This window comes from Pseudarthrobacter sp. S9, from assembly GCF_050156545.1.
Classification (GTDB): Bacteria; Actinomycetota; Actinomycetes; order Actinomycetales; family Micrococcaceae; genus Arthrobacter.
In genome coordinates, this window is the sequence record NZ_CP189577.1 from 128,606 (window position 1) to 145,720 (window position 17,115).

Sequence of the window (17,115 nt, forward strand, 5' to 3'; positions counted from 1 at the left end):
GGCGCTGAACCGCACGAACAGGTGGCGCTCAAAGCTTCAAATACTCAACCTGGTTTCGTATCAAATGAGTTGCGTTCGTCTGGGTGACTTTCTACCTTAATTCTATTTTTCATATGAAAAACAATGGCTTTTGCCCTTATTTTCCGGGGTTTTGAGGCAATTTTTGCACATCGTTTGACCTATTTTGGGTGGCGCTGCCCTGCTGTCATTTTCAGCGGCCCAGGGGCGCTGCCGCGCCGTGAGGGTTGAAAATAGGGGCGTGGCCCTGCCATCGGCTGTCCCCTTACCCAGAATGGTTCAGGGGCCACGCTAGCCGGGTTCGCTACGCATTACTTGCCAACCCCATATCCATTACATCCATTAGATACAAAGGAGCTAATGGATACACCGGGCCTAGGCTTTGCGTCCTACGCCGATGCTTCCCGCGGGGGCGGGTGGGAACTCCTTGCCCTTGTTGTATGCCTTCTCCCGCTCGGAAGCGCGGGCAAGCGCTGCTTGAAGTAGGAAGTCGGAGAAAGACAGTTCCCTCTCCCCGGACGTTGTTGGGGTGTGGAACCACGCCCCGCGTATCCGTTCGATCACTTCCTCATCAGCCCACACGGCAGCCTTCTTCTTGACCTTTCCGGACGGGGCCGGCCCAGGTTTGCGGCGGGCGCTGGGAGCCTCGGTCTCGCCTCTGACAGCCTCACTCCCCCCTGTCTCTGGCACGAGGGCTGGCCGCGGTGCCGGGGCGAGCTGTGCAATTGCCGGAGCATCCTCCGTGTGCTCAATGGGGTGTGTCGCACCGAAGCTGCTGCGCTTAGGCGCGGGTCGGTTTGTTGCCATGATCTAGAGCCCTTCCGTGCTGCTGAAGTCGTGCTTGGGGAACGCTAATTCGAGGTGTCGCAGTAGATCGATTTTTTCCAGGGCACCGTAGTGGCGGGCGTAAAGCTCGTACGTTTCGCGCGCCAATTTCGCTTCAACCGTCCACTGGTCCAGGCCGTAAGCGGCCTCTTGCGCGTCCTGGATGAGGCTCCTCATTGGAACGTATGGCCCAATCATGGGCCAGGGGGTGCTTTCTTCGAGGTCGCGGACCCAGTTCCGGTGCCCGATGGTGTTCCGTACGCCGTTAACCACGATGCCGGCGACCGTCAGCAGTGGGTTGTAGTACTTCTGCACGCTGTCAAAGCTTTGCTGCAGCTGGCTCAGTCCATCAAGAGAGAACTTGCCCGGCTGCGTCATGACAATCGCGCGGTCCGCGGCTGTGAGGGCGTTGACAGTGTGGAGGTCAAGGCTGGGGGCACAATCAATGAGAATAAGGTCGTAATCCGCTCTGACTTTTTCGACGGCTTCACGGAGCCTGTACTCCCTTCCGTGCTCGGTATGCAGCTGCTTCGTTGCCTTGTTCGTGTTTTGGTTGCCCGGGATCACGGTTAGCGACGGCCAGATACCTTGAACCTCGACGTCCGCGATGTCCTCGCCCACCAGGATGTCCGCGAATGAGAGTTGGTCGGCGGCCACTTCGTCGGCCGCCAGGATGCCGGTGAGGCTCCCCTGCGCGTCGGCATCGATGACAAGCGTACGGCGAAGGTCATTGCTGGCCACGCGAGCCAAGTTAATGGTCTCGGTGGTCTTACCCACCCCGCCCTTTTGATTGATTACTGCGTAGATTGTGGCACTCAAAGTGTGTATCCAATCTGTCCAATAGATCCAACGTATCCATTAGAGCTAATAGCACTAATGTCCCTATTGGATACGTTGGGTCTGGTATCCAATGTATCCAAACTATCTTATGTATCCATACGCTACAACCTATCCAATGGATACATTGGATAGGTCAAGCGCTCTGGACACCCTGGAGCAGAACGACGCGTTCCCGCCAGCCCATCGCCGGCGGGCGCGGGGGTTGAGGACCAACGCTCGGGAAAGTCACGTTAGTGATTGGTCTTCCTTGATTTGGCGGCAATTTTGTTCTTGAGCATGTCGATTCTGTTGTCACCAGGGTTTTCCGTCGTTGTTTCCCAACACGGCTTGTCGACGTGGATTTCACGGCGTTTCGTTCCTCGCGGCCAGGTGTCGGTAGACGGTCGTTACCCGACGCTCAAGGGTCATCAACCCGTTAGCGTGACTTTCCCGAGCATTGGTCTCACGCCCCGCGACGTTCCCGGTCCAGCCGGTGAACACGTCCGTCGCGGTCAGGGTCCTTGCGAATTCCCCGGCCAGGGTGGGGCCGCAGTGGACGACCATGTCCGCCTCGATGAAGCCGGGAGCCTGTTCGTGTTCATCCCCGGCCTTGCGGACCGTAATCGAGTTGCGCAGCAGGGGCCCGGCCCTGGTCGCGGACAGGCCCTTGGGTCTGCCGGCGTCCTTGGTCGGCTTGAGCAGCCGGTCGATCGTGGCACCGGAGACCTTCAGCAGCTGCGCCCTCACCTCAGGGGTCAGCCTGTCCTTGTCCAGTTCCCCGAAGGCCTCCAGCTTGGGCAGCCACAGGTCCATGGTCGCGGCCAGGTACTTGCCCGATGGCATTCCGGCGAACCGCCACACCTCGATCAGGACCTTGAGCGTGTCGTAGCCGTAGGTACGTCCCCGCGGCTTGCGCACGACAGCCTTCGCCGGCCCCTTACGCTTACGGGCCGTGGACTGCGCCCGACGGGCATTGGCCCTTGACCAGCCGGTGACGGCCACCAGCTCATCGAGCACCGCACCCTTGGCCTTCTTCGCCTATTCCCGCAAGAATTCGCTGATGAATCCGGACAGCCCGCGGCTAGGTAGCGTCTGACCTGGCGGCCGGCCCGTCACTCCGGCCGGCCGACGACGACCTGCGCGGGACTGTGGGTGACGTAGCCGTTGGGCCAGGAAAACAGTGCGCGTACCTTCTGCTGGAATCCGGGCAGGAGGGCGAGGTACACCAGGGTTCATACCAGCTCCTCCCGGAGTTCATGTACGGCGGCCGAGGCGAAACCGCAGAGGACCTCGAGCCGTCCAGAAGATGCACGGCGAATTGGAAGTGCTGCTCCGATTACGACCGGTAGCGCCACACTCCCACTAGCTCTCCAGGGGCCGGCCGCGGGGCACGCTGCCGGGGTCTGCAGTGAACAGGTTCCCTTCGTTGTACTGGCGCTCCAGGGCTTCTACCTCACGCTCCACGGCGGCGAGGATGAAGTCCGAGAGCGTCCTGGATCCGGTCAGGTGGCGGGTCGCCATGTACGCGGACCGCATCCTGGCGCCCGACTCCTTGGACTGGAAAAAGCTGGTCTTCCGGTACATCTTCTTCTCGGCTGCCGGCGGCTCCAGCGCGGGCTGCCGGAGAAGGACCTGAGTCTGCTGCGGAACCTGCTGAACGGGCTGCGCGTAGGCGACAGGTTGTGGCTGCTGAGCTTGCTGAACTGGTGCCTGCTGCGCCGCGGCTTGTTGGACGGCCGGCGCCTGGACTACGGGAGCTTGCTGGACCGGCGCTGCCTCAGCCGATGCCTGCGGAGGGGCTGTGGGCGTCCGCTCGGGCGCTGCCGCGGGTGCAGGGACTGCGTGCAGAGTTGCCGGCTGTGTCTCCCCCGCCTGCTCATCCACATCCGTGCGGGTCATGTCGGCAATGACGCTGGTGTTGCGGGCCTTCACCAGTCCGGCGCGTTTACGGACAGCGTCCAGAGCGCTGGGTGTGCCTCCGCGTTCGGGGGCGGGTCCTGGGCGGTTCATGCCTCTGCACCTTTCCAGATCAGGGTGGCCAGCTGGACCAGGTCAGCCCGGTGCGGGGCGGCCTCGGAGCCCCATGCCCGCAGCGGCTGCGAGGCAGCCTGCGCCTTGGCGAACACTTCGCGGTCCTGAAGCATCGGCTCGAAGACCAGGTCGCCGAAGTTGGCGTTGACCTTCTCAATCCAGTGCATCTGGTCGGCGCGCTTCTTCTGCTTGTTGACAATGACGCCCAGGAGTTCGATGGTCTCGTTCAGGTTCTCCTGCACCTCGGAGATAGTCGTGACGATCTCGGACAGCCCCTCGACTGAGGCAACACGCGGTTCTGTCACGAGCAGGGCGTGTGTGGCGGCCGTCAGGGCGTTGACTGTCAGGAGCCCCAGCGAGGGTGCGCAGTCGATCAGGACGATGTCGTACTCCTCGGCGACACCCTTCAGGGCAATCCGAAGCCGGTGCTCGCGAGCCATCATGGAGTCGCGTTCGCGGGAGGCCAAGTTGCGTTCGGCCGCGATCAGGTCGAGTCTCGGGAAGTCTTCGTTCTTGTCGGCCCGGGGCTGCCAGGCCTCCCCTGCCGGCATGATGGCGTCGCCTGCGACACCCGGCATGATCTTCTGGTTGTTCGACTCGTCGCCGTAGAGGACATCGTTGAGGGTGAATTCCGGTTCCGTCACGCCCAGGGCGGAGGTCACGTTGTACTGCGGGTCCGCGTCGATGACCAGGACCTTCTTACCGAGTGTCCTGGAAAAGACCTCGGCCAGGCCGGTCACTAGGGTCGTCTTGCCGACGCCACCTTTTTGGTTGCAAACGGCGATGATTTTTGCCGACATGTCTGGGGTACCTTCCGTTGCACTGCTCGTAGAAAAACGGTGCGGCAGAAAGCCCGCTTGTGGCGGGAACACATCGGGCCGGCAACCGATGTGACCAGACTAGCGGCGCCCCTCCGGTATGCCCGGGCGCCACGCGGGAGTGTCGGCGCAAATGGTTCCTTTCACGCGACTCCCACCTTTGGCGCAAATGGAACCATAAGTGGAGTTTGAGAGAACGGCGCATATCCCACCCTTTGCGCATACTGCGCCCATGCCACCTTTTGCGCAGATGCCGCCCCTGGTTGGTGGGTCAGACTGGTGCGCAAATGGTTCCATTTGCGCACCAGTTGACGAGACAAGAGCCGTGCCTGCTCCTGGGGGAGGCCCGATGTAATGGTTCCTTTTGCGCCGGAGCCGGGTTGTAGCACAGGGCTGCCAGGACATCGGGCCAACGCGAACGCGGCCATGAAAGAGATGCGCAAATGGATCTATTTGAGCAAGCGGGCAGGACTGCGCCTCGGCACCCTGGCGCGCCGCATATGGTGGCATTTGCTCAAAGGAAGCTCCGGCATTGTGCAGCAGCGCTCGAGCGCAAATGGCGGTATTTGCGAACGACGCTCCCCGGCGACCGTCTCGCGCTATGGCGGCATTTGCTCAAATGGCCGCACTAGCGATCAAAGTAACGTTTGCGCAAAAAGAAGGATTAGCGCATATCCCACCATATGAGCAGTTGGTACTACTTTCGCAAATAGGGGTATTTGGGCTAATCCCACATCGGTCGCAAAGGGTGCCGTATGAGCAAACAATGGCATAGAGCCCGGAGCATCCGGTCCAGCCGCCCAGTGACCGCTGTGCCGGCAACCACGGCGCCGCCAAGCTTTGGCGCCCGGGTCTCATCGGCGAACGCCTCTTCGTCCTCGCCGCCCCAGCTCGACATGGCACGACACAGGGATGAGGAATCCCCAGGCTGACAGATCCAGGAATGACCACTGTGCCGATGCGTGGTGCTATCCCCCGAGGCCTTGATCGATGTGTCTTACCGGGACGGGCTTGTGAGCAAATGGCACCATTTGCGGAGTTGAGGGAATGGTTCCATTTGCGAAAGAGGTGCTTCCCGGCTGAACCGGGGGAGTGGGGTCCAGCAGCCAGGCTAGAGGAGTCCCGTCCGCAAAAGGTGGCATTTACTCACTACGACCGAGCAGGGCTTCGGAGCATGGCTGCGAACCAGGGCGTTGCCTCGTCCAGCGTCTGCGGGTGCCCGGCGGGGGAGTGGTCGTGGGCTGTGGTTCGCTGCCAGTTCCGCGAATGGAACCATTTGCGCATGCGTTGCGGGGGCGTCCTGCACCAGCAGCGGAGAGTCGACAGGGGGGCGGGGCCGATTCGACGCAAGGCCTGGAACTGATCAACCAAATAGTCCGCGGAATGGCGGGCGAGAGGGCGCAAGAAACCGTGCCGGATCAACGACCCGTCAACGAAATCACCCGGCCCTGGTGAACGCCATATCCGCCAGGGCCCACTCATCCGGCGGCCCTTCGAAGGCCTCCCAGGGATAGTCCTCACCGGGGGAGAACAGTTCGGCGACGGTGTTGACGTTCTTCGACAGCCATTCCTTCCACAGGATCCGCTCAATCCGGTATTTGTGCAGCTGCGCCGCGACGGCTTCCATGACTCCGAAGTGCTCGGCCAGTTCCTTCAGCGACGTCGTGGCCACCACGGACCAGGCCCGTGTCTTGTCCCGGGTCACCATGTCCCAGGCAGCCAACACCTCGAGGCTTTCACTGACCGCGGTGCGGGAAAGCCTCGTCAGTTGCACAAGTTCCGCGGTAGTTAGCCCGGGGGAGTGCTCCAATGCCTCGTAGACAAAGGCCGCCGGCAGACCCAGTTCCCTGAACACCGGCCGGAGGGCGTGGATCTTCCCCTTACGCCAGGACAAATCTTCAGCCGCCGTCTTCACCCCTTCAGGCACCGTCAACATGTAGAGGTCTCCCTTCGTTCCCCGGCCCTGCTCGACCAGCATCACCAGCGGATCATTCTCGGCGCGCAGGGCTCTAAGGTGTGTACCGACCGTCGTGTGGTCCAGGCCTGTCGCCACCGCAATAGACCGGTCACCGAATTCAATGAACCGGGACCCTGTCAGGTGGGCTGCCTCCCCCAGCGCCCGCAGCACCATCCTCCTGGCCAGCCCTGTCCTGGACTCTGCGTAGCCGTGTTCTTTTAGCTTCAGCGCGTTTCTCCAGGTTCGGATGAACCGGTGTTCAGCATCAGGATTAGACGAAACTGTATTCCCTTGTAGTCCCAGGGGCTGTGTATTTGGCTGGCTTGTGGGGGATATACGTGCAGTGTTCTTTCCTGCCTTGGATCCCGGGTTTTTCCGCAGGTATTCGACCGCTTTGATCCAGTCCCGCTTGAGTGCCGGGATGCGGTGGCGGGAGGCATAGCGGGCGTAGAAGGATGCGAGCCCTGGCCAGGTCCCCTGCAGCATCCGGCGTTCCACATCGGTCAGCTCCAGGCCGGCGGCCGCAGCCCCGGTGACGACTGCCTGGCGTGCCTCCGAATCGGAGGCGTACCGGTTGGCGTCGTAGAGACCGGTGAGCGCCATCTGCTGCATGGCCCGGGACATCCGGCCGGTCAGGTGAAGACCGCTGGGCGCTTCGCTGGTTGCGGGGGTGAAGGACTGTTCGAGACGCAGGGCCCGGACGGCGCCGATCTCCGCCTCCAGGTCAGCGTTCATGGTGGCCCACACACCGGCTCCGTTCGGCCGGCGGGCAATGTCGTAGGCCATGGTCAGGCTCATGGCGAGTTCCTGGTGACCGCCGTGTTTGTGAGGGGAACCGGGTGTGCGCATGCAACCGTGCAGAAGGTTCTGGTGCGGGGTCTTGTCCAGGCTCCGGTGGCGGGTGCCCAGAGCCTCGACGAGATCGCGCGCTTCCGAGAAGGTGACCCGCTTCTCCAGCGGGATGTAGACGTGGCGGCCGCCGTTGGGGGAGTAGTCCTCGATCCACCGGGCACCGCAGTTGTGCAGCCAGGTCTGGACTGCCCTCACGTCGGCTTCCACCCAGTCAACACCGGCTACAGAGGAGTCGAAGTCCAGGAAGATCGCGGCGCAGGTGCCGTCCTTGCCGAAGATACGGACGGCGGCAGGAAAGGTGGGAAGGGCCTCGGTCAGAGCACGCTCATGCTTCTGCGGGTACGTCTTTCCGGCGTCCCTAGAGAGACGGACCCGGGGCTGACCTGCGAGAAGAGGCGCCAAGGCAGCCCACGCCTGGGCGGGGCTGTACGTAGAGGATGGCTCGCGCGACACGCCAGCGTCGTATATGGCTGGCAGCACGCGGGCGTGCTGTTGTACGATGGCTTTGTTCCTGTCAGAGGGAATGAGTAAGGGCCGGTCCGCCAAGACCGGTTTGTAACACAACGGAAGCCCTGCGAAGGACTTCCAAACGATTTACGATCTGTCAGCCGGCAAGCATCCCGGATCGTGAATCTCAAGCTTCGAAGGCCCGCCTAGTGCGGGCCTTCCACTTTTAAGAAGCTAAGCGGCCAAGAGGCAACTCCTCCTGCTGGATTAGTGAGTGAAGGTTAGTGTTCGCGAGGCGTGCGTCGACCAAATCGGACAGCCAGTCACTGACATACTGGTAGCCCTCTGCTTTTGCAACGAGGTCCATTGCATCTGCTTTGGGGGTAGCGATGCGGAATCCGACGAATTTGCGGTCACCTTTGGAGCGCCGGCCACTACGGTTTACTGGAGCCATCATCCCTGTCCTTTGAACTCAGTGGCTGAAGGCCACCGTTACTTCAATAGATTGGTCGGACCAAACATCTCACGGTCCTAAGGGCGGAATACCGTCCATTCCGGTCCTTCTGAAATTGAAGCTATCACCGCGATGCCGTATATCCCGGTATTGAAACTGAAACACCCTCGGTGTGTTGAAACAGAAACATGTACGTCCGAATCGCAAAACCGCACAGGAAGGGGCGGCGCTGATCCGGTGTACTCGTCGGCCGAGCGTAGTAGGTGCAATTTGGGTGATGTGCCCGCCCTCTGGGCGTGACACGTGCCATCGAGTGGCAAGCGAGTTGCGGGCGCCTCCAACATGGCAGAGCCCTGTCACATCCCCATGATGTGGTAGCCGCCATCGACGTGAATAATTTCGCCGGTGGTGGCTGGGAACCAATCGGAGAGCAGCGCTATAACTGCCTTGGCCACAGGCTGCAGGTCAGTCCGATCCCAGCCCAGGGGCGCACGGCTTTCCCATACTCCGTCTGTACTCTCGATTCCGTCGATGGCTGCGACCGTGAAATTGTCCAAGGGTCCGCACGCCACCAGGTTAGTTCGGATCTTCCGCGCGCCGAGGTGGTAGGCGAGGTACCTGTTGGTGGATTCATAGGTGGCTTTAGCCACTCCAGCCCAGCCATAAATAGGCCATACCGGCGTTCCGTCGAGGGTGACGCCGACAATGCTGGCCCCGTCGTTGAGTACGGGGAGGCAGGCTTTGGTGACGGCTTGGAGTGACGCGCCGGAGACTTGAAGACTCGTAGATAGGTCGTCCCAGTCCGCTGTCATAAAGCCGGCGCCGACGGCTTCTGGTTTGCTGGCAGAGATGCAGTGGATGATGCCATCCAGGCTGTCTGTGTGCTCCAGGATCCTGCTGTGCAGCGAGTCAAGATCTTTCTGGCTGGTGGCGTCCAGCTCCAGAACCGGACCGGGGGAGGGGAGCCGCTGAACTATTTTTTGAGTGATTTTGGAACGGCGTCCGAAGCCCGTGAAGATCAGGGAGGCGCCTTCTCGTTGTGCGAGCTCGGCCGCTGCGTAGGCGATGCTGCGCTCTGTGAAAATACCGGTGACGAGTATTGTCTTTCCATCCATGATTCCCATTTATGCTCCTTGTCCGGCAGGTACCAGGCTCGTCATGAGATAGCGGCTCTGACCGTCGATGGAACCGATCGGCGCTACAGCAACGGCGAATTCCTGCCACGTTTCGGCGGTGGTCCTGAGCCGCACACTCGCAGATGACTCGGGCCCTACACGGCCTGCGGCTGCCGCTGCGAGGTGATGCTCGAAGCTGAACTTGTCGTCAGGGTGGGCTAGAGCTGCCAGGTTTCCTTCAAAGTCCGGGAGGAGTCCGAAGTCCGCCCATCTGCTGGAGGTCCGGAACGTCACTTCCTGTTGCATGTCGATGGCGGCAAAGGCCCGGTCGGCTGCCAATGCGAAGAGCGCTTCAGTCACCAGGCCGGCCGAGACGGGCGAGAGGCCCGGAGTGACGAGTTTCGTAGGGGAGTCCACTTCACGGCTGAAACCGCGCAGCATGATTGCCTCGGGATAATCGGGGTCGTCATAGGCCCGGGCCGACAGGGCGATCTGCTTCTTACCCGGGCTGGCGCTTCCGTAGCCGTAGACGACCTCGTAGGACAGCAGGTGCCGGCTGCGGTTGTTGACGGAGATGCCGCTGTCGATCACCAGCTTGATGGTGTCTCGGTCTTTAGTGGAAATGAGCTTGGCCAGCCATTCGCCGGCAGGTCCGCGCTTGCTTTCGACGGTGGCAGGTTCGATTCCATAGATCTTAAAGAGATTGGCGTCCCACAGTGAGGAGTCGTCGCCCACGTTCTTCCCGGTTTGCTTGCAGACCCGCCACTGCCACGCGCCCAGGAGCGGGGCGTCGGGGATCCGGTGCCCGGGGTGTTCGAATATTCCATAGGCACCCACAATTTGCTTGCCGTCCGGAGACACGACGGGCTTGGCTATGACGGCAAATTCAGCCGACCCGTAGCGGACGATGCCCTCGAAGGCCTCACCTGAGGAGAGTGTCGTCCGGAGTTTGTCGAACAGAACCGTCCTGGTCCGTTCGTCCAGCCAGTTCCTTGGGCTGATGCCCGGATGGTTTTCGGTGCCGACGGCCAGCAGGGACACTCCGTCCTGCGTGGTATCCAGGACGACCCAGCGTCCTTTTGCATCGATCTCTTGCTTAGACACGGATAGCCCTTCGTCGCTGGCATGGGGATTCTGTTACCGAAGGCGTTAACGGCTCGCCAAAGAAAGAGCTCAGATGAACGCCCAGGTGGACGTGCCCGTCAATGGTTCTCACAATTCCGGCTGCTTCCAGCGTGGAAAGTTCATGAGTGACGACGGAGAGACATAGCTCAAGTCCCTCAGCAATCTCCTCGGGCCGCTGCGGAACCTGAAGGAGGTTCAACGCGCGCAGAATCCGGAGGGACGGGGTTGAAGCTGCGGCGCATACGGCATTGAGTGCATCGGGGTGCATGACTTTAAGCCCTAACAAATCGAGGGTTGGAAGCCAGCACACCACTGTCCAGCAGCACACTTGAGGTATGGGAGATATAGGCCTGCGGAGTCGCCGGGCCACTCTGGACCCTACCTGTAGAGTGCAGGCGTGGGCAAGTTTATGGTTGAGTCGCCGGTGGCATTTGTAATTGGAGCATCCCGGGGGATTGGTGAAGCAACTACCAGGCGTTTCCTGGAAGAGGGTTACGCCGTAGCCGGCACCCACCGCGGAAGCGGCGTAGCGGACGGTGTCCACGGAATCGAGTGCGACGTGACGGATACACCTGCGTTGAAGGCAGCTTTCAAGGAAATAGCGGCCACCTTCGGACGGCTCGACACCGTGGTCTATAACGCCGGGGTTGCCCGTCAAGATCTTCTCATTCGGATGCGTGACGAAGACTTGCGATCAGTCATGGAAACGAACCTTTTCGGGGCTTTTACCAGCGTCCAGGAATCGTTGAAATACATGGGACGGGCTCGTTCCGGATCCATTGTGCTCATCTCCTCTGAATCATCCCGGACCGGGATTCCCGGCTCTGCTCACTACACATCATCGAAGGCTGCACTTGATGGCCTGGTGCGCTCTGCTATGTGGGAGGCCGGTCCGCGTGGAATCCGGATCAATGTCGTCGCCCCTGGCCCCACCAAGACCGACATGCTGGCCAAGGTCGATGCGGCTGACATGGCAAGGCTTATTGAAAGATCGCCGCTGAGGCGGATAGCGGAGCCGGATGAAATCGCAGACGCCATTTACAAGGTCAGCACGCTGACGTACCTGACCGGCGCTCTCATTCCTGTCACAGGCGGCGAAGGTCTGGGGTACTAGCCTTCCTGCGCGTCCTGCCCGGGAAGGGTTTTCAGGTCAATGCCAAGGAATTCGTAAAGCGCCTTCGCCATCCCGTTGTACTTGTCCTGGTTGACTTCCCACCTCGTAGATCGGCCTACGCGCTCACCGCGCGGAGGGTCCCCGATCAGGATCCCGAGGTCTTCAAGCTGATCGAGATTTCTGCCCACCAGGCTGCTGTCCAGGGAGAGCTGCTTGATCAGCGTCGCCCGGAGTGTCGGCCCCTGCGTGTAGAGATATCCAACGATAGCCAGGCGGGCCGGGGTGCTAATAACCCTCTGGGCCAAGAGGAGATCCTCTGACCAGTTCTCCTCGGGAAGGGCGTATTTAGGCACGCCCCCCATTTTGCCCCTAAACAACACCATTTTCATACTTGTTTCGCATTCATCGACACTCACATACCCTTCATCAATGCGTTTAACACCTTGCTGAATGCATTTAATGCACTGATCATGCTATATTTTAGGCACTGATGAAGGCATTAAGCGAGTTCCTAACCCGTGCTGGTCTTCCCTGCCTCCTGCTCCCGGGAGGGAGGCGCGGCTCGTTCTTCCGAGTCCATCGGCCGACCAGGTAGTTCAAGTGATGTCAGGGGGGGAGATAACGGATGGTTCAGCCGAGTTCGCTGATTGGGATTTCCCATGTGAAGGGAGCAACGGAATCCGTAAACCCTGGTCGCGTCGGGGCCCCTCGCGGGGAGTCGAGGGAAACGGTATGAAGTCGAAGGGAATGTTGCTGGGCGCAGCATTGGCAGTGCCTTCTCTATTCTTCGGACTCCTCTTTTCGATTGTCGTATTGTTCCAATCCACCCCCGCTGCAGCGGGCTGCGGACCTGGTGCAAGCACCGTTGCCGCCTCGGGCCTCGCGAAGGTTTCGGGCTATTCCACCGAGCAGCTGACCAACGCCACGGCCATCATCAACGCCGGGAAGAGCCTGAACCTGCCGTTGAAGGGACAGATGGTCAGCGTCATGGTGGCACTGGGGGAGTCCGGGCTGAAAGTGCTGGACTACGGCGACGGCGCCGGCCCCGATTCCCGGGGCTTGTTCCAGCAGCGGGACAACGGTGCCTGGGGTTCCTTTGCGGACCGGATGGACCCGGCCAGAAGTGCCGGGAACTTCATGAAGGCCCTGCAGAGGGTGGCCGGCTGGGAGCAGCTGGAGCCGACGATCGCCGCCAACCGGGTCCAGCGCAACGCGGATCCGTATCACTACCAGCGTTATTGGCAGCCGGCCATGGATCTCGTCACCGCTCTCGCCCACGTCAAGGTCTCCGGGACCCGGGGCTGCGCACTGCCGGGCCGGTCCGGTGTGGGCGATGACCTGCCCTGGGCCAACGCCGCCATCTACCAGCCGAGCGCGCTGGGAATGTTCAACCGGGAGTGTGTGGACTTCGCCCTGTGGCGGGTGAACCAGCAGCTCGGCGGCACCGCGGCCCCATACAGGATTCTGAACAGCACCTTCCGGCCGGACGGCGTGAATCTCGGTTCGGCGCTGTCCTGGCGGGATGGCTGGAACGCCCGCGGCTGGCCCACCGGCCCGACGCCCCGGGTCGGGGCGGTCGTCTGGTACGCCCCGGGAGCCGGGGGAGCGGACCCCACCTACGGCCACGTGGCCGTCGTGAAGGCCGTCAATGCCGACGGCAGCTACCTGGAGGAGGGCTACAACGGCAACCCCGCCCCGGAGGACCACAGGTACTACACCCGCACCGTGAACAACGATGTGCCCAGCGCGTTCCTGTACGTGCCAGGTTCGGAGGAGAAGAAGTGAAACGCACCCTGACAGCCCTGGCCGCCGTCCTGCTGTGCGCCGCGTGCGCCCCGGCGGCCACCACCGGCCCGGCCTCATCACCGGCCACGGCTTCGGCCAGTCCGTCGGCTCCGGTCTCGCTGAGCGCCGGGGGCAGGTCACAGGTACCGGGCGGGACCGTTCCGCCCACGTCGGGCATTGCCTGGGATGAGGAGAGCAAGACGGAGGCCGCCGAGGTCGCGACCCGGGCCATGGCCGATTACGCCCGTCCCCAGGCAGAGGCCACGCAGTGGGCGAACGACTTCGCCCGCTGGCTCACCCCGCAGGCCACGGCCGACTACTCCACAGTGGATCCGGGCAACAAACCCGCCTTCCGGGTGACCGGGCGGGCGACGCTGGCCGTGGATGAATCCAACGGCTACGGCGTCACCGTCACGGTCCCAACCGATGCCGGCCGCTACGCCCTCCAGCTGCTACGCACCTCCAAAGACTCCACCTGGAAGGTCAACCGGCTCACCCCGCCGGCTGACCGATAACCCAAACCACCCCGCTCCAGAAAAGGAAGAAGCTCATGGGTCTCAACCCGACAGAGGTACTGGCTTTCCCCAAGATCCAGGCCATCGTCCGTGACAACGGCACCGCTGACGTCGTTGTGGCCGGGAACTCCCGCACCGTGGCGCGGGCAGAGTCCCTGCAGCAGCTCCGCGAGAACGCCCTGGCCATCGTGGTCGGGGAAGCAAAGACATTGAACCGGCCTGTCCGGGTGGCGATTGATGACCCTGAAGGACACGGGGAACTCCTCGTCAGCCCCGACGGCAGCAAGGAATCCGTGAGCTACACCGCGAAGCCGGCACGCCGCCGGGCCGAGGCTCCCGCGGCCACCGCCGCACCCGTGACAGCGGCCGTCACCGGGACAGCTCCCGTCGAACCGGCCCGGCCACACCCGGCCCCGGCCCAACCCGGGCCGGTCAGTGAAGCTCCCGCATCGACTGGAACCACCGCACCGACGGGAACGGCTATGATCCCCACCCCCGAAACAGCTACCGCAGCGGCACCGGCGGTGGAGGACGCCCCGGCGCGGCGGAGCCTGAAAGACGCCTCCTTCCTGGTCAGCGCCCCGGTCCTGGAACCGGCCATGCAGGGCTGGCGCGGAACCCTGACGCGGCTGGGTGTCCGCATGGACCCCTCGGCGCAGGAGATGGCCGAGCGGGAGGACATCCGCACGGTCAGCCAGCACTGGCCCGGCCCCCGCACGATCGCCGTGGTGAACCGCAAGGGCGGTGCGAACAAAACCCCCACCGTCGTGATGCTCTCGGCCATCCTCGCCCGCTACAGCGGCGCCGCCACGGTCGCGTGGGACAACAACGAATCCCAGGGCACCCTGGGCTGGCGGACCGAACAGGGCGCCCACGACCGCAGCGTCCTGGACCTGATCGACTCCTCCCGGACCCTGCTCTCACCCGGCACCAATGCCGCCGAAATCGCGAAGTTCGTCCACCACCAGACGGCGGACAAGTTCGATGTCCTGCGCTCGGACGAAAACGAGGAAGGCGATCACGAAGTGACCGCCGAGGAAGTGGACATCGCCCACCAGGTCCTCACCCGGTACTACCGCCTCGTCGTGATGGACTCCGGCAACACCGCCCGGGCCGCGAACTGGCGGCGGATGATCGACCACACCGACCAGCTCGTCGTTCCCGTGACGGCCGTCGAGGACCGCGCCGAAGCCGCACGGCTGACCTTGCAGACCCTCGATTCCCGGGGCGGGCACGACGCGGAGCTGGCCCGCAACGCCGCCGTGATCGTCTCCGAGTCCACCGACGCCAGGCGCAGCATGAGTGGTGACGCGCTCAAACGGGCCAGGGACGAAGCGCAGCGGATCGCGGACGGCTTCGCACCTTACGTCCGGGCGGTGGTGCGGATCCCGTACGACCCGGCCCTGGTCAACGGACCCATCCGCTATGAGGCCCTGCAGCCGGCCACGCAGCGGGCCTGGCTGGCGGCAGCGGCTGCCGTCGCCAGCGGCTTCTAACACCTCCCCGACACAACAACTTCCGAAAGGAGGACCCATGAACCAGCCATGGAACCCGTGGATCACCACCCCGGCCACCGGCACCCTCGTCGCTGCCGTGGAGGTCCAGCTGCCGCCCGCAGCGACGATCAACGCTCCAGTGCTGGGGATGGTCGAACCGGATGCGGCAGACAGGCTCGGCTGCGGCACCGTCACCGGCACCGCCACACCGTGGGTCACGGGCGTGCATGGGGGAGCGGGCGAGAGCCGCCTGGCCAGCATCCTGATGGGCGCACGTTCGACAGACCATGCGTGGCCGGTCCACGACGCCGCCTCCGGCAAGCCATCAGTGCTGCTGGTGTGCCGGTCGGATATGCGCGGATTGAAGGCCGCCCGGAGCGCCCTCATTCAGTGGGCCTCCGGTGCCACCCCTGCCGTTGACCTGCTCGGCCTCGCGGTCCTGGCCGACGCCCCCGGCAAACTCCCCAAACCCCTGCGGGACTTCGCCGCCCTGGTCGGCGGCGGCGCACCCAGGATGTGGATCCTCCCGTGGGTCGAATCCTGGCGGCTGGGCGACACCAGCGCCGGTCCGCCGGGACGCGACTACCAGCGCTTCGCCACCGACGTCGCGGCCCTCACCACCTGACCGCCAGCCTCACATCAGCAATACCTGCCGAAAGGTCTCATCATGCAGAACATCATTTCCCGATTTCCGCTCAGCGTTATCCCGAACCCGACGCCCACCGTCCCGGAACAGGCCAAGGGCCTGTTGACGATCCTGAATTGGGCCTCGGGCATCGGTCTGGTCCTTGGCGTCCTGGGTGTGATCATCGTCGGCATCGGCATGGTCATCCAGCTCTCCCGCGGCAACGGCGGGGAACACCTCGGCAAGCTCGGCTGGGTTCTCGGTGGTTGCATCATCATCACCGGCGCCTCGGGCATCGTCCGCGCCTTCGTCTAACCCGTATCCGGAAGAGGTTCATCATGAGCGAATCCACCCAAAGCACCACCGGACGCAGTCCGTTCACCAGGCCCGGATTCATCATCTCGGCCGCCCTGGTCATCGCAATGATTGCTGCCGTCGTCGTGATCTTCTTCCTCCCGAAGGGAGACGGCACCGCACAGCCGGCACCGTCCTCATCGTCGGACAACGTCTCGGCAGCACCCACGAAGTCTGCCGACGCCACAGGGAAAAGCATTTGCGGGCTGCCCTCGACGTCGGAGACTGCACTGGGGTCAACTCCAAAGTCGACGTGGACGCTTATCGGCAAAATGGCCGCACCCACTGATCCCAAGACCTTCGGACCGGGAGTAACCGACGAGGACGGCTTCCGGTCCTGCTTCGCACACTCGCCAACGGGAGCCCTCTACGCGGCAGCCAATCTCGTGGCTTTGGGTTCTTCAGGGGACCCCAAGCTCAATCAAAAAATGACGGACAGACTTTTGATGCCCGGTCCGGGCCGGGACATAGCCATGGCGGACTCCAGGACAATGCCGTCATCCGGCAGCTCCAACACCTCAGTCCAGTTTCGCGGCTTCGTTATCAAGAGCTATTCGCGGAGTGCAGCCAATGTGGACATCGCGTTTCAAACATCCGCCGGAGTGTTGGGGCATGCGGTCCTGCCCATGGAGTGGGCAGACGGCGACTGGAAATTAGCGATAGCGGACTCCGGCCGGCTGATCAACGACATCACCGCACTCAGCGATCTGAGTGGTTTCATCCCTTGGTCCGGGGCCTGACATGGCAGAAAAACAATGCAGTCTC

The 17,115-nt window shown here is 62.7% G+C and carries 16 protein-coding genes and 1 pseudogene; 7 read left to right on the forward strand and 10 right to left on the reverse strand.

Going from position 1 to position 17,115, the window contains the following annotated elements; genetic code table 11:
* Positions 1 to 393: 393 nt before the first annotated feature.
* The 9 genes and pseudogenes from ACQCSY_RS22645 to ACQCSY_RS22685 all read right to left on the reverse strand — a co-directional run bounded on the left by ACQCSY_RS22645 (position 394) and on the right by ACQCSY_RS22685 (position 10,440).
* Complete coding sequence (locus ACQCSY_RS22645) at positions 394 to 825, reverse strand: hypothetical protein (RefSeq protein ID WP_211878320.1); 432 nt, start codon at positions 823 to 825, stop codon at positions 394 to 396.
* Between the two features lie 3 nt (positions 826 to 828).
* A complete protein-coding gene (locus tag ACQCSY_RS22650) occupies positions 829 to 1,662 on the reverse strand; it encodes a ParA family protein (RefSeq protein ID WP_211878323.1) in 834 nt (277 codons plus the stop codon).
* Between the two features lie 363 nt (positions 1,663 to 2,025).
* A complete protein-coding gene (locus ACQCSY_RS22655) occupies positions 2,026 to 2,679 on the reverse strand; it encodes a hypothetical protein (RefSeq protein ID WP_211878325.1) in 654 nt (217 codons plus the stop codon).
* 95 nt (positions 2,680 to 2,774) lie between these two features.
* A pseudogene (locus ACQCSY_RS22660) lies at positions 2,775 to 2,888 on the reverse strand (NADH dehydrogenase FAD-containing subunit); the annotation flags it as partial.
* 136 nt (positions 2,889 to 3,024) lie between these two features.
* Positions 3,025 to 3,672 (reverse strand): ParB family protein, encoded by a 648-nt coding sequence (locus ACQCSY_RS22665; RefSeq protein WP_246527399.1) that lies wholly within the window; start codon positions 3,670 to 3,672, stop codon positions 3,025 to 3,027.
* Positions 3,669 to 4,493, reverse strand: coding sequence for a ParA family protein (locus ACQCSY_RS22670; protein WP_427136569.1), 825 nt, complete (start codon positions 4,491 to 4,493; stop codon positions 3,669 to 3,671). The genes ACQCSY_RS22665 and ACQCSY_RS22670 overlap by 4 nt, the downstream gene beginning before the upstream one ends.
* Positions 4,494 to 5,949: 1,456 nt before the next feature.
* Positions 5,950 to 7,773 (reverse strand): MarR family transcriptional regulator, encoded by a 1,824-nt coding sequence (locus tag ACQCSY_RS22675; protein ID WP_427136570.1) that lies wholly within the window; start codon positions 7,771 to 7,773, stop codon positions 5,950 to 5,952.
* Positions 7,774 to 8,577: 804 nt separating this feature from the next.
* A complete protein-coding gene (fabI, locus tag ACQCSY_RS22680; RefSeq protein WP_211878328.1) occupies positions 8,578 to 9,345 on the reverse strand; it encodes an enoyl-ACP reductase FabI in 768 nt (255 codons plus the stop codon).
* Positions 9,346 to 10,440 (reverse strand): hypothetical protein, encoded by a 1,095-nt coding sequence (locus ACQCSY_RS22685; RefSeq protein WP_307857024.1) that lies wholly within the window; start codon positions 10,438 to 10,440, stop codon positions 9,346 to 9,348.
* Between the two features lie 418 nt (positions 10,441 to 10,858).
* Here ACQCSY_RS22685 and ACQCSY_RS22690 point away from each other — a divergent pair, with 418 nt between their 5' ends.
* Positions 10,859 to 11,575 (forward strand): SDR family NAD(P)-dependent oxidoreductase, encoded by a 717-nt coding sequence (locus tag ACQCSY_RS22690; protein WP_211878329.1) that lies wholly within the window; start codon positions 10,859 to 10,861, stop codon positions 11,573 to 11,575.
* Here ACQCSY_RS22690 and ACQCSY_RS22695 read toward each other — a convergent pair.
* On the reverse strand, positions 11,572 to 11,937 hold the full coding sequence (locus tag ACQCSY_RS22695; RefSeq protein ID WP_427136619.1) for a winged helix-turn-helix domain-containing protein: 366 nt from the start codon (positions 11,935 to 11,937) through the stop codon (positions 11,572 to 11,574). The genes ACQCSY_RS22690 and ACQCSY_RS22695 overlap by 4 nt on opposite strands.
* A gap of 370 nt (positions 11,938 to 12,307) precedes the next feature.
* Between ACQCSY_RS22695 and ACQCSY_RS22700 the strand changes: the two genes are divergently transcribed.
* Genes ACQCSY_RS22700 through ACQCSY_RS22725 form a run of 6 tightly spaced genes read left to right on the forward strand, consistent with a single transcriptional unit; the run spans position 12,308 to position 17,090 of the window.
* Entirely contained in the window at positions 12,308 to 13,360 is a 1,053-nt protein-coding gene (locus tag ACQCSY_RS22700) for a CHAP domain-containing protein (protein ID WP_211878331.1), read from the forward strand.
* The gene (locus ACQCSY_RS22705; protein ID WP_211878332.1) at positions 13,357 to 13,875 is read left to right on the forward strand and encodes a hypothetical protein; all 519 of its coding nucleotides are present in this window, start codon (positions 13,357 to 13,359) and stop codon (positions 13,873 to 13,875) included. Before ACQCSY_RS22700 ends, ACQCSY_RS22705 begins: the two co-directional genes overlap by 4 nt.
* A 35-nt stretch (positions 13,876 to 13,910) precedes the next feature.
* Positions 13,911 to 15,371, forward strand: a complete 1,461-nt coding sequence (locus ACQCSY_RS22710; RefSeq protein WP_427136571.1) for a chromosome partitioning protein ParA — start codon at positions 13,911 to 13,913, stop codon at positions 15,369 to 15,371.
* 37 nt (positions 15,372 to 15,408) lie between these two features.
* The gene (locus ACQCSY_RS22715) at positions 15,409 to 15,996 is read left to right on the forward strand and encodes a DUF6668 family protein (protein ID WP_211878334.1); all 588 of its coding nucleotides are present in this window, start codon (positions 15,409 to 15,411) and stop codon (positions 15,994 to 15,996) included.
* Positions 15,997 to 16,038: 42 nt separating this feature from the next.
* A complete protein-coding gene (locus ACQCSY_RS22720) occupies positions 16,039 to 16,311 on the forward strand; it encodes a hypothetical protein (RefSeq protein WP_211878335.1) in 273 nt (90 codons plus the stop codon).
* Positions 16,312 to 16,334: 23 nt separating this feature from the next.
* A complete protein-coding gene (locus ACQCSY_RS22725; RefSeq protein ID WP_427136572.1) occupies positions 16,335 to 17,090 on the forward strand; it encodes a hypothetical protein in 756 nt (251 codons plus the stop codon).
* Positions 17,091 to 17,115: the final 25 nt, after the last annotated feature.

What these genes read in the sequence shown, in the direction of transcription:
- ACQCSY_RS22695 (WP_427136619.1), bottom strand. Translation starts at nt 11,937, where the DNA reads ATGGGGGGCGTGCCTAAATACGCCCTTCCCGAGGAGAACTGGTCAGAG.
- fabI (WP_211878328.1), bottom strand. Translation starts at nt 9,345, where the DNA reads ATGGGAATCATGGATGGAAAGACAATACTCGTCACCGGTATTTTCACA.
- ACQCSY_RS22725 (WP_427136572.1), top strand. Translation starts at nt 16,335, where the DNA reads ATGAGCGAATCCACCCAAAGCACCACCGGACGCAGTCCGTTCACCAGG.
- ACQCSY_RS22710 (WP_427136571.1), top strand. Translation starts at nt 13,911, where the DNA reads ATGGGTCTCAACCCGACAGAGGTACTGGCTTTCCCCAAGATCCAGGCC.
- ACQCSY_RS22665 (WP_246527399.1), bottom strand. Translation starts at nt 3,672, where the DNA reads ATGAACCGCCCAGGACCCGCCCCCGAACGCGGAGGCACACCCAGCGCT.
- ACQCSY_RS22645 (WP_211878320.1), bottom strand. Translation starts at nt 825, where the DNA reads ATGGCAACAAACCGACCCGCGCCTAAGCGCAGCAGCTTCGGTGCGACA.
- ACQCSY_RS22720 (WP_211878335.1), top strand. Translation starts at nt 16,039, where the DNA reads ATGCAGAACATCATTTCCCGATTTCCGCTCAGCGTTATCCCGAACCCG.
- ACQCSY_RS22700 (WP_211878331.1), top strand. Translation starts at nt 12,308, where the DNA reads ATGAAGTCGAAGGGAATGTTGCTGGGCGCAGCATTGGCAGTGCCTTCT.
- ACQCSY_RS22670 (WP_427136569.1), bottom strand. Translation starts at nt 4,493, where the DNA reads ATGTCGGCAAAAATCATCGCCGTTTGCAACCAAAAAGGTGGCGTCGGC.
- ACQCSY_RS22715 (WP_211878334.1), top strand. Translation starts at nt 15,409, where the DNA reads ATGAACCAGCCATGGAACCCGTGGATCACCACCCCGGCCACCGGCACC.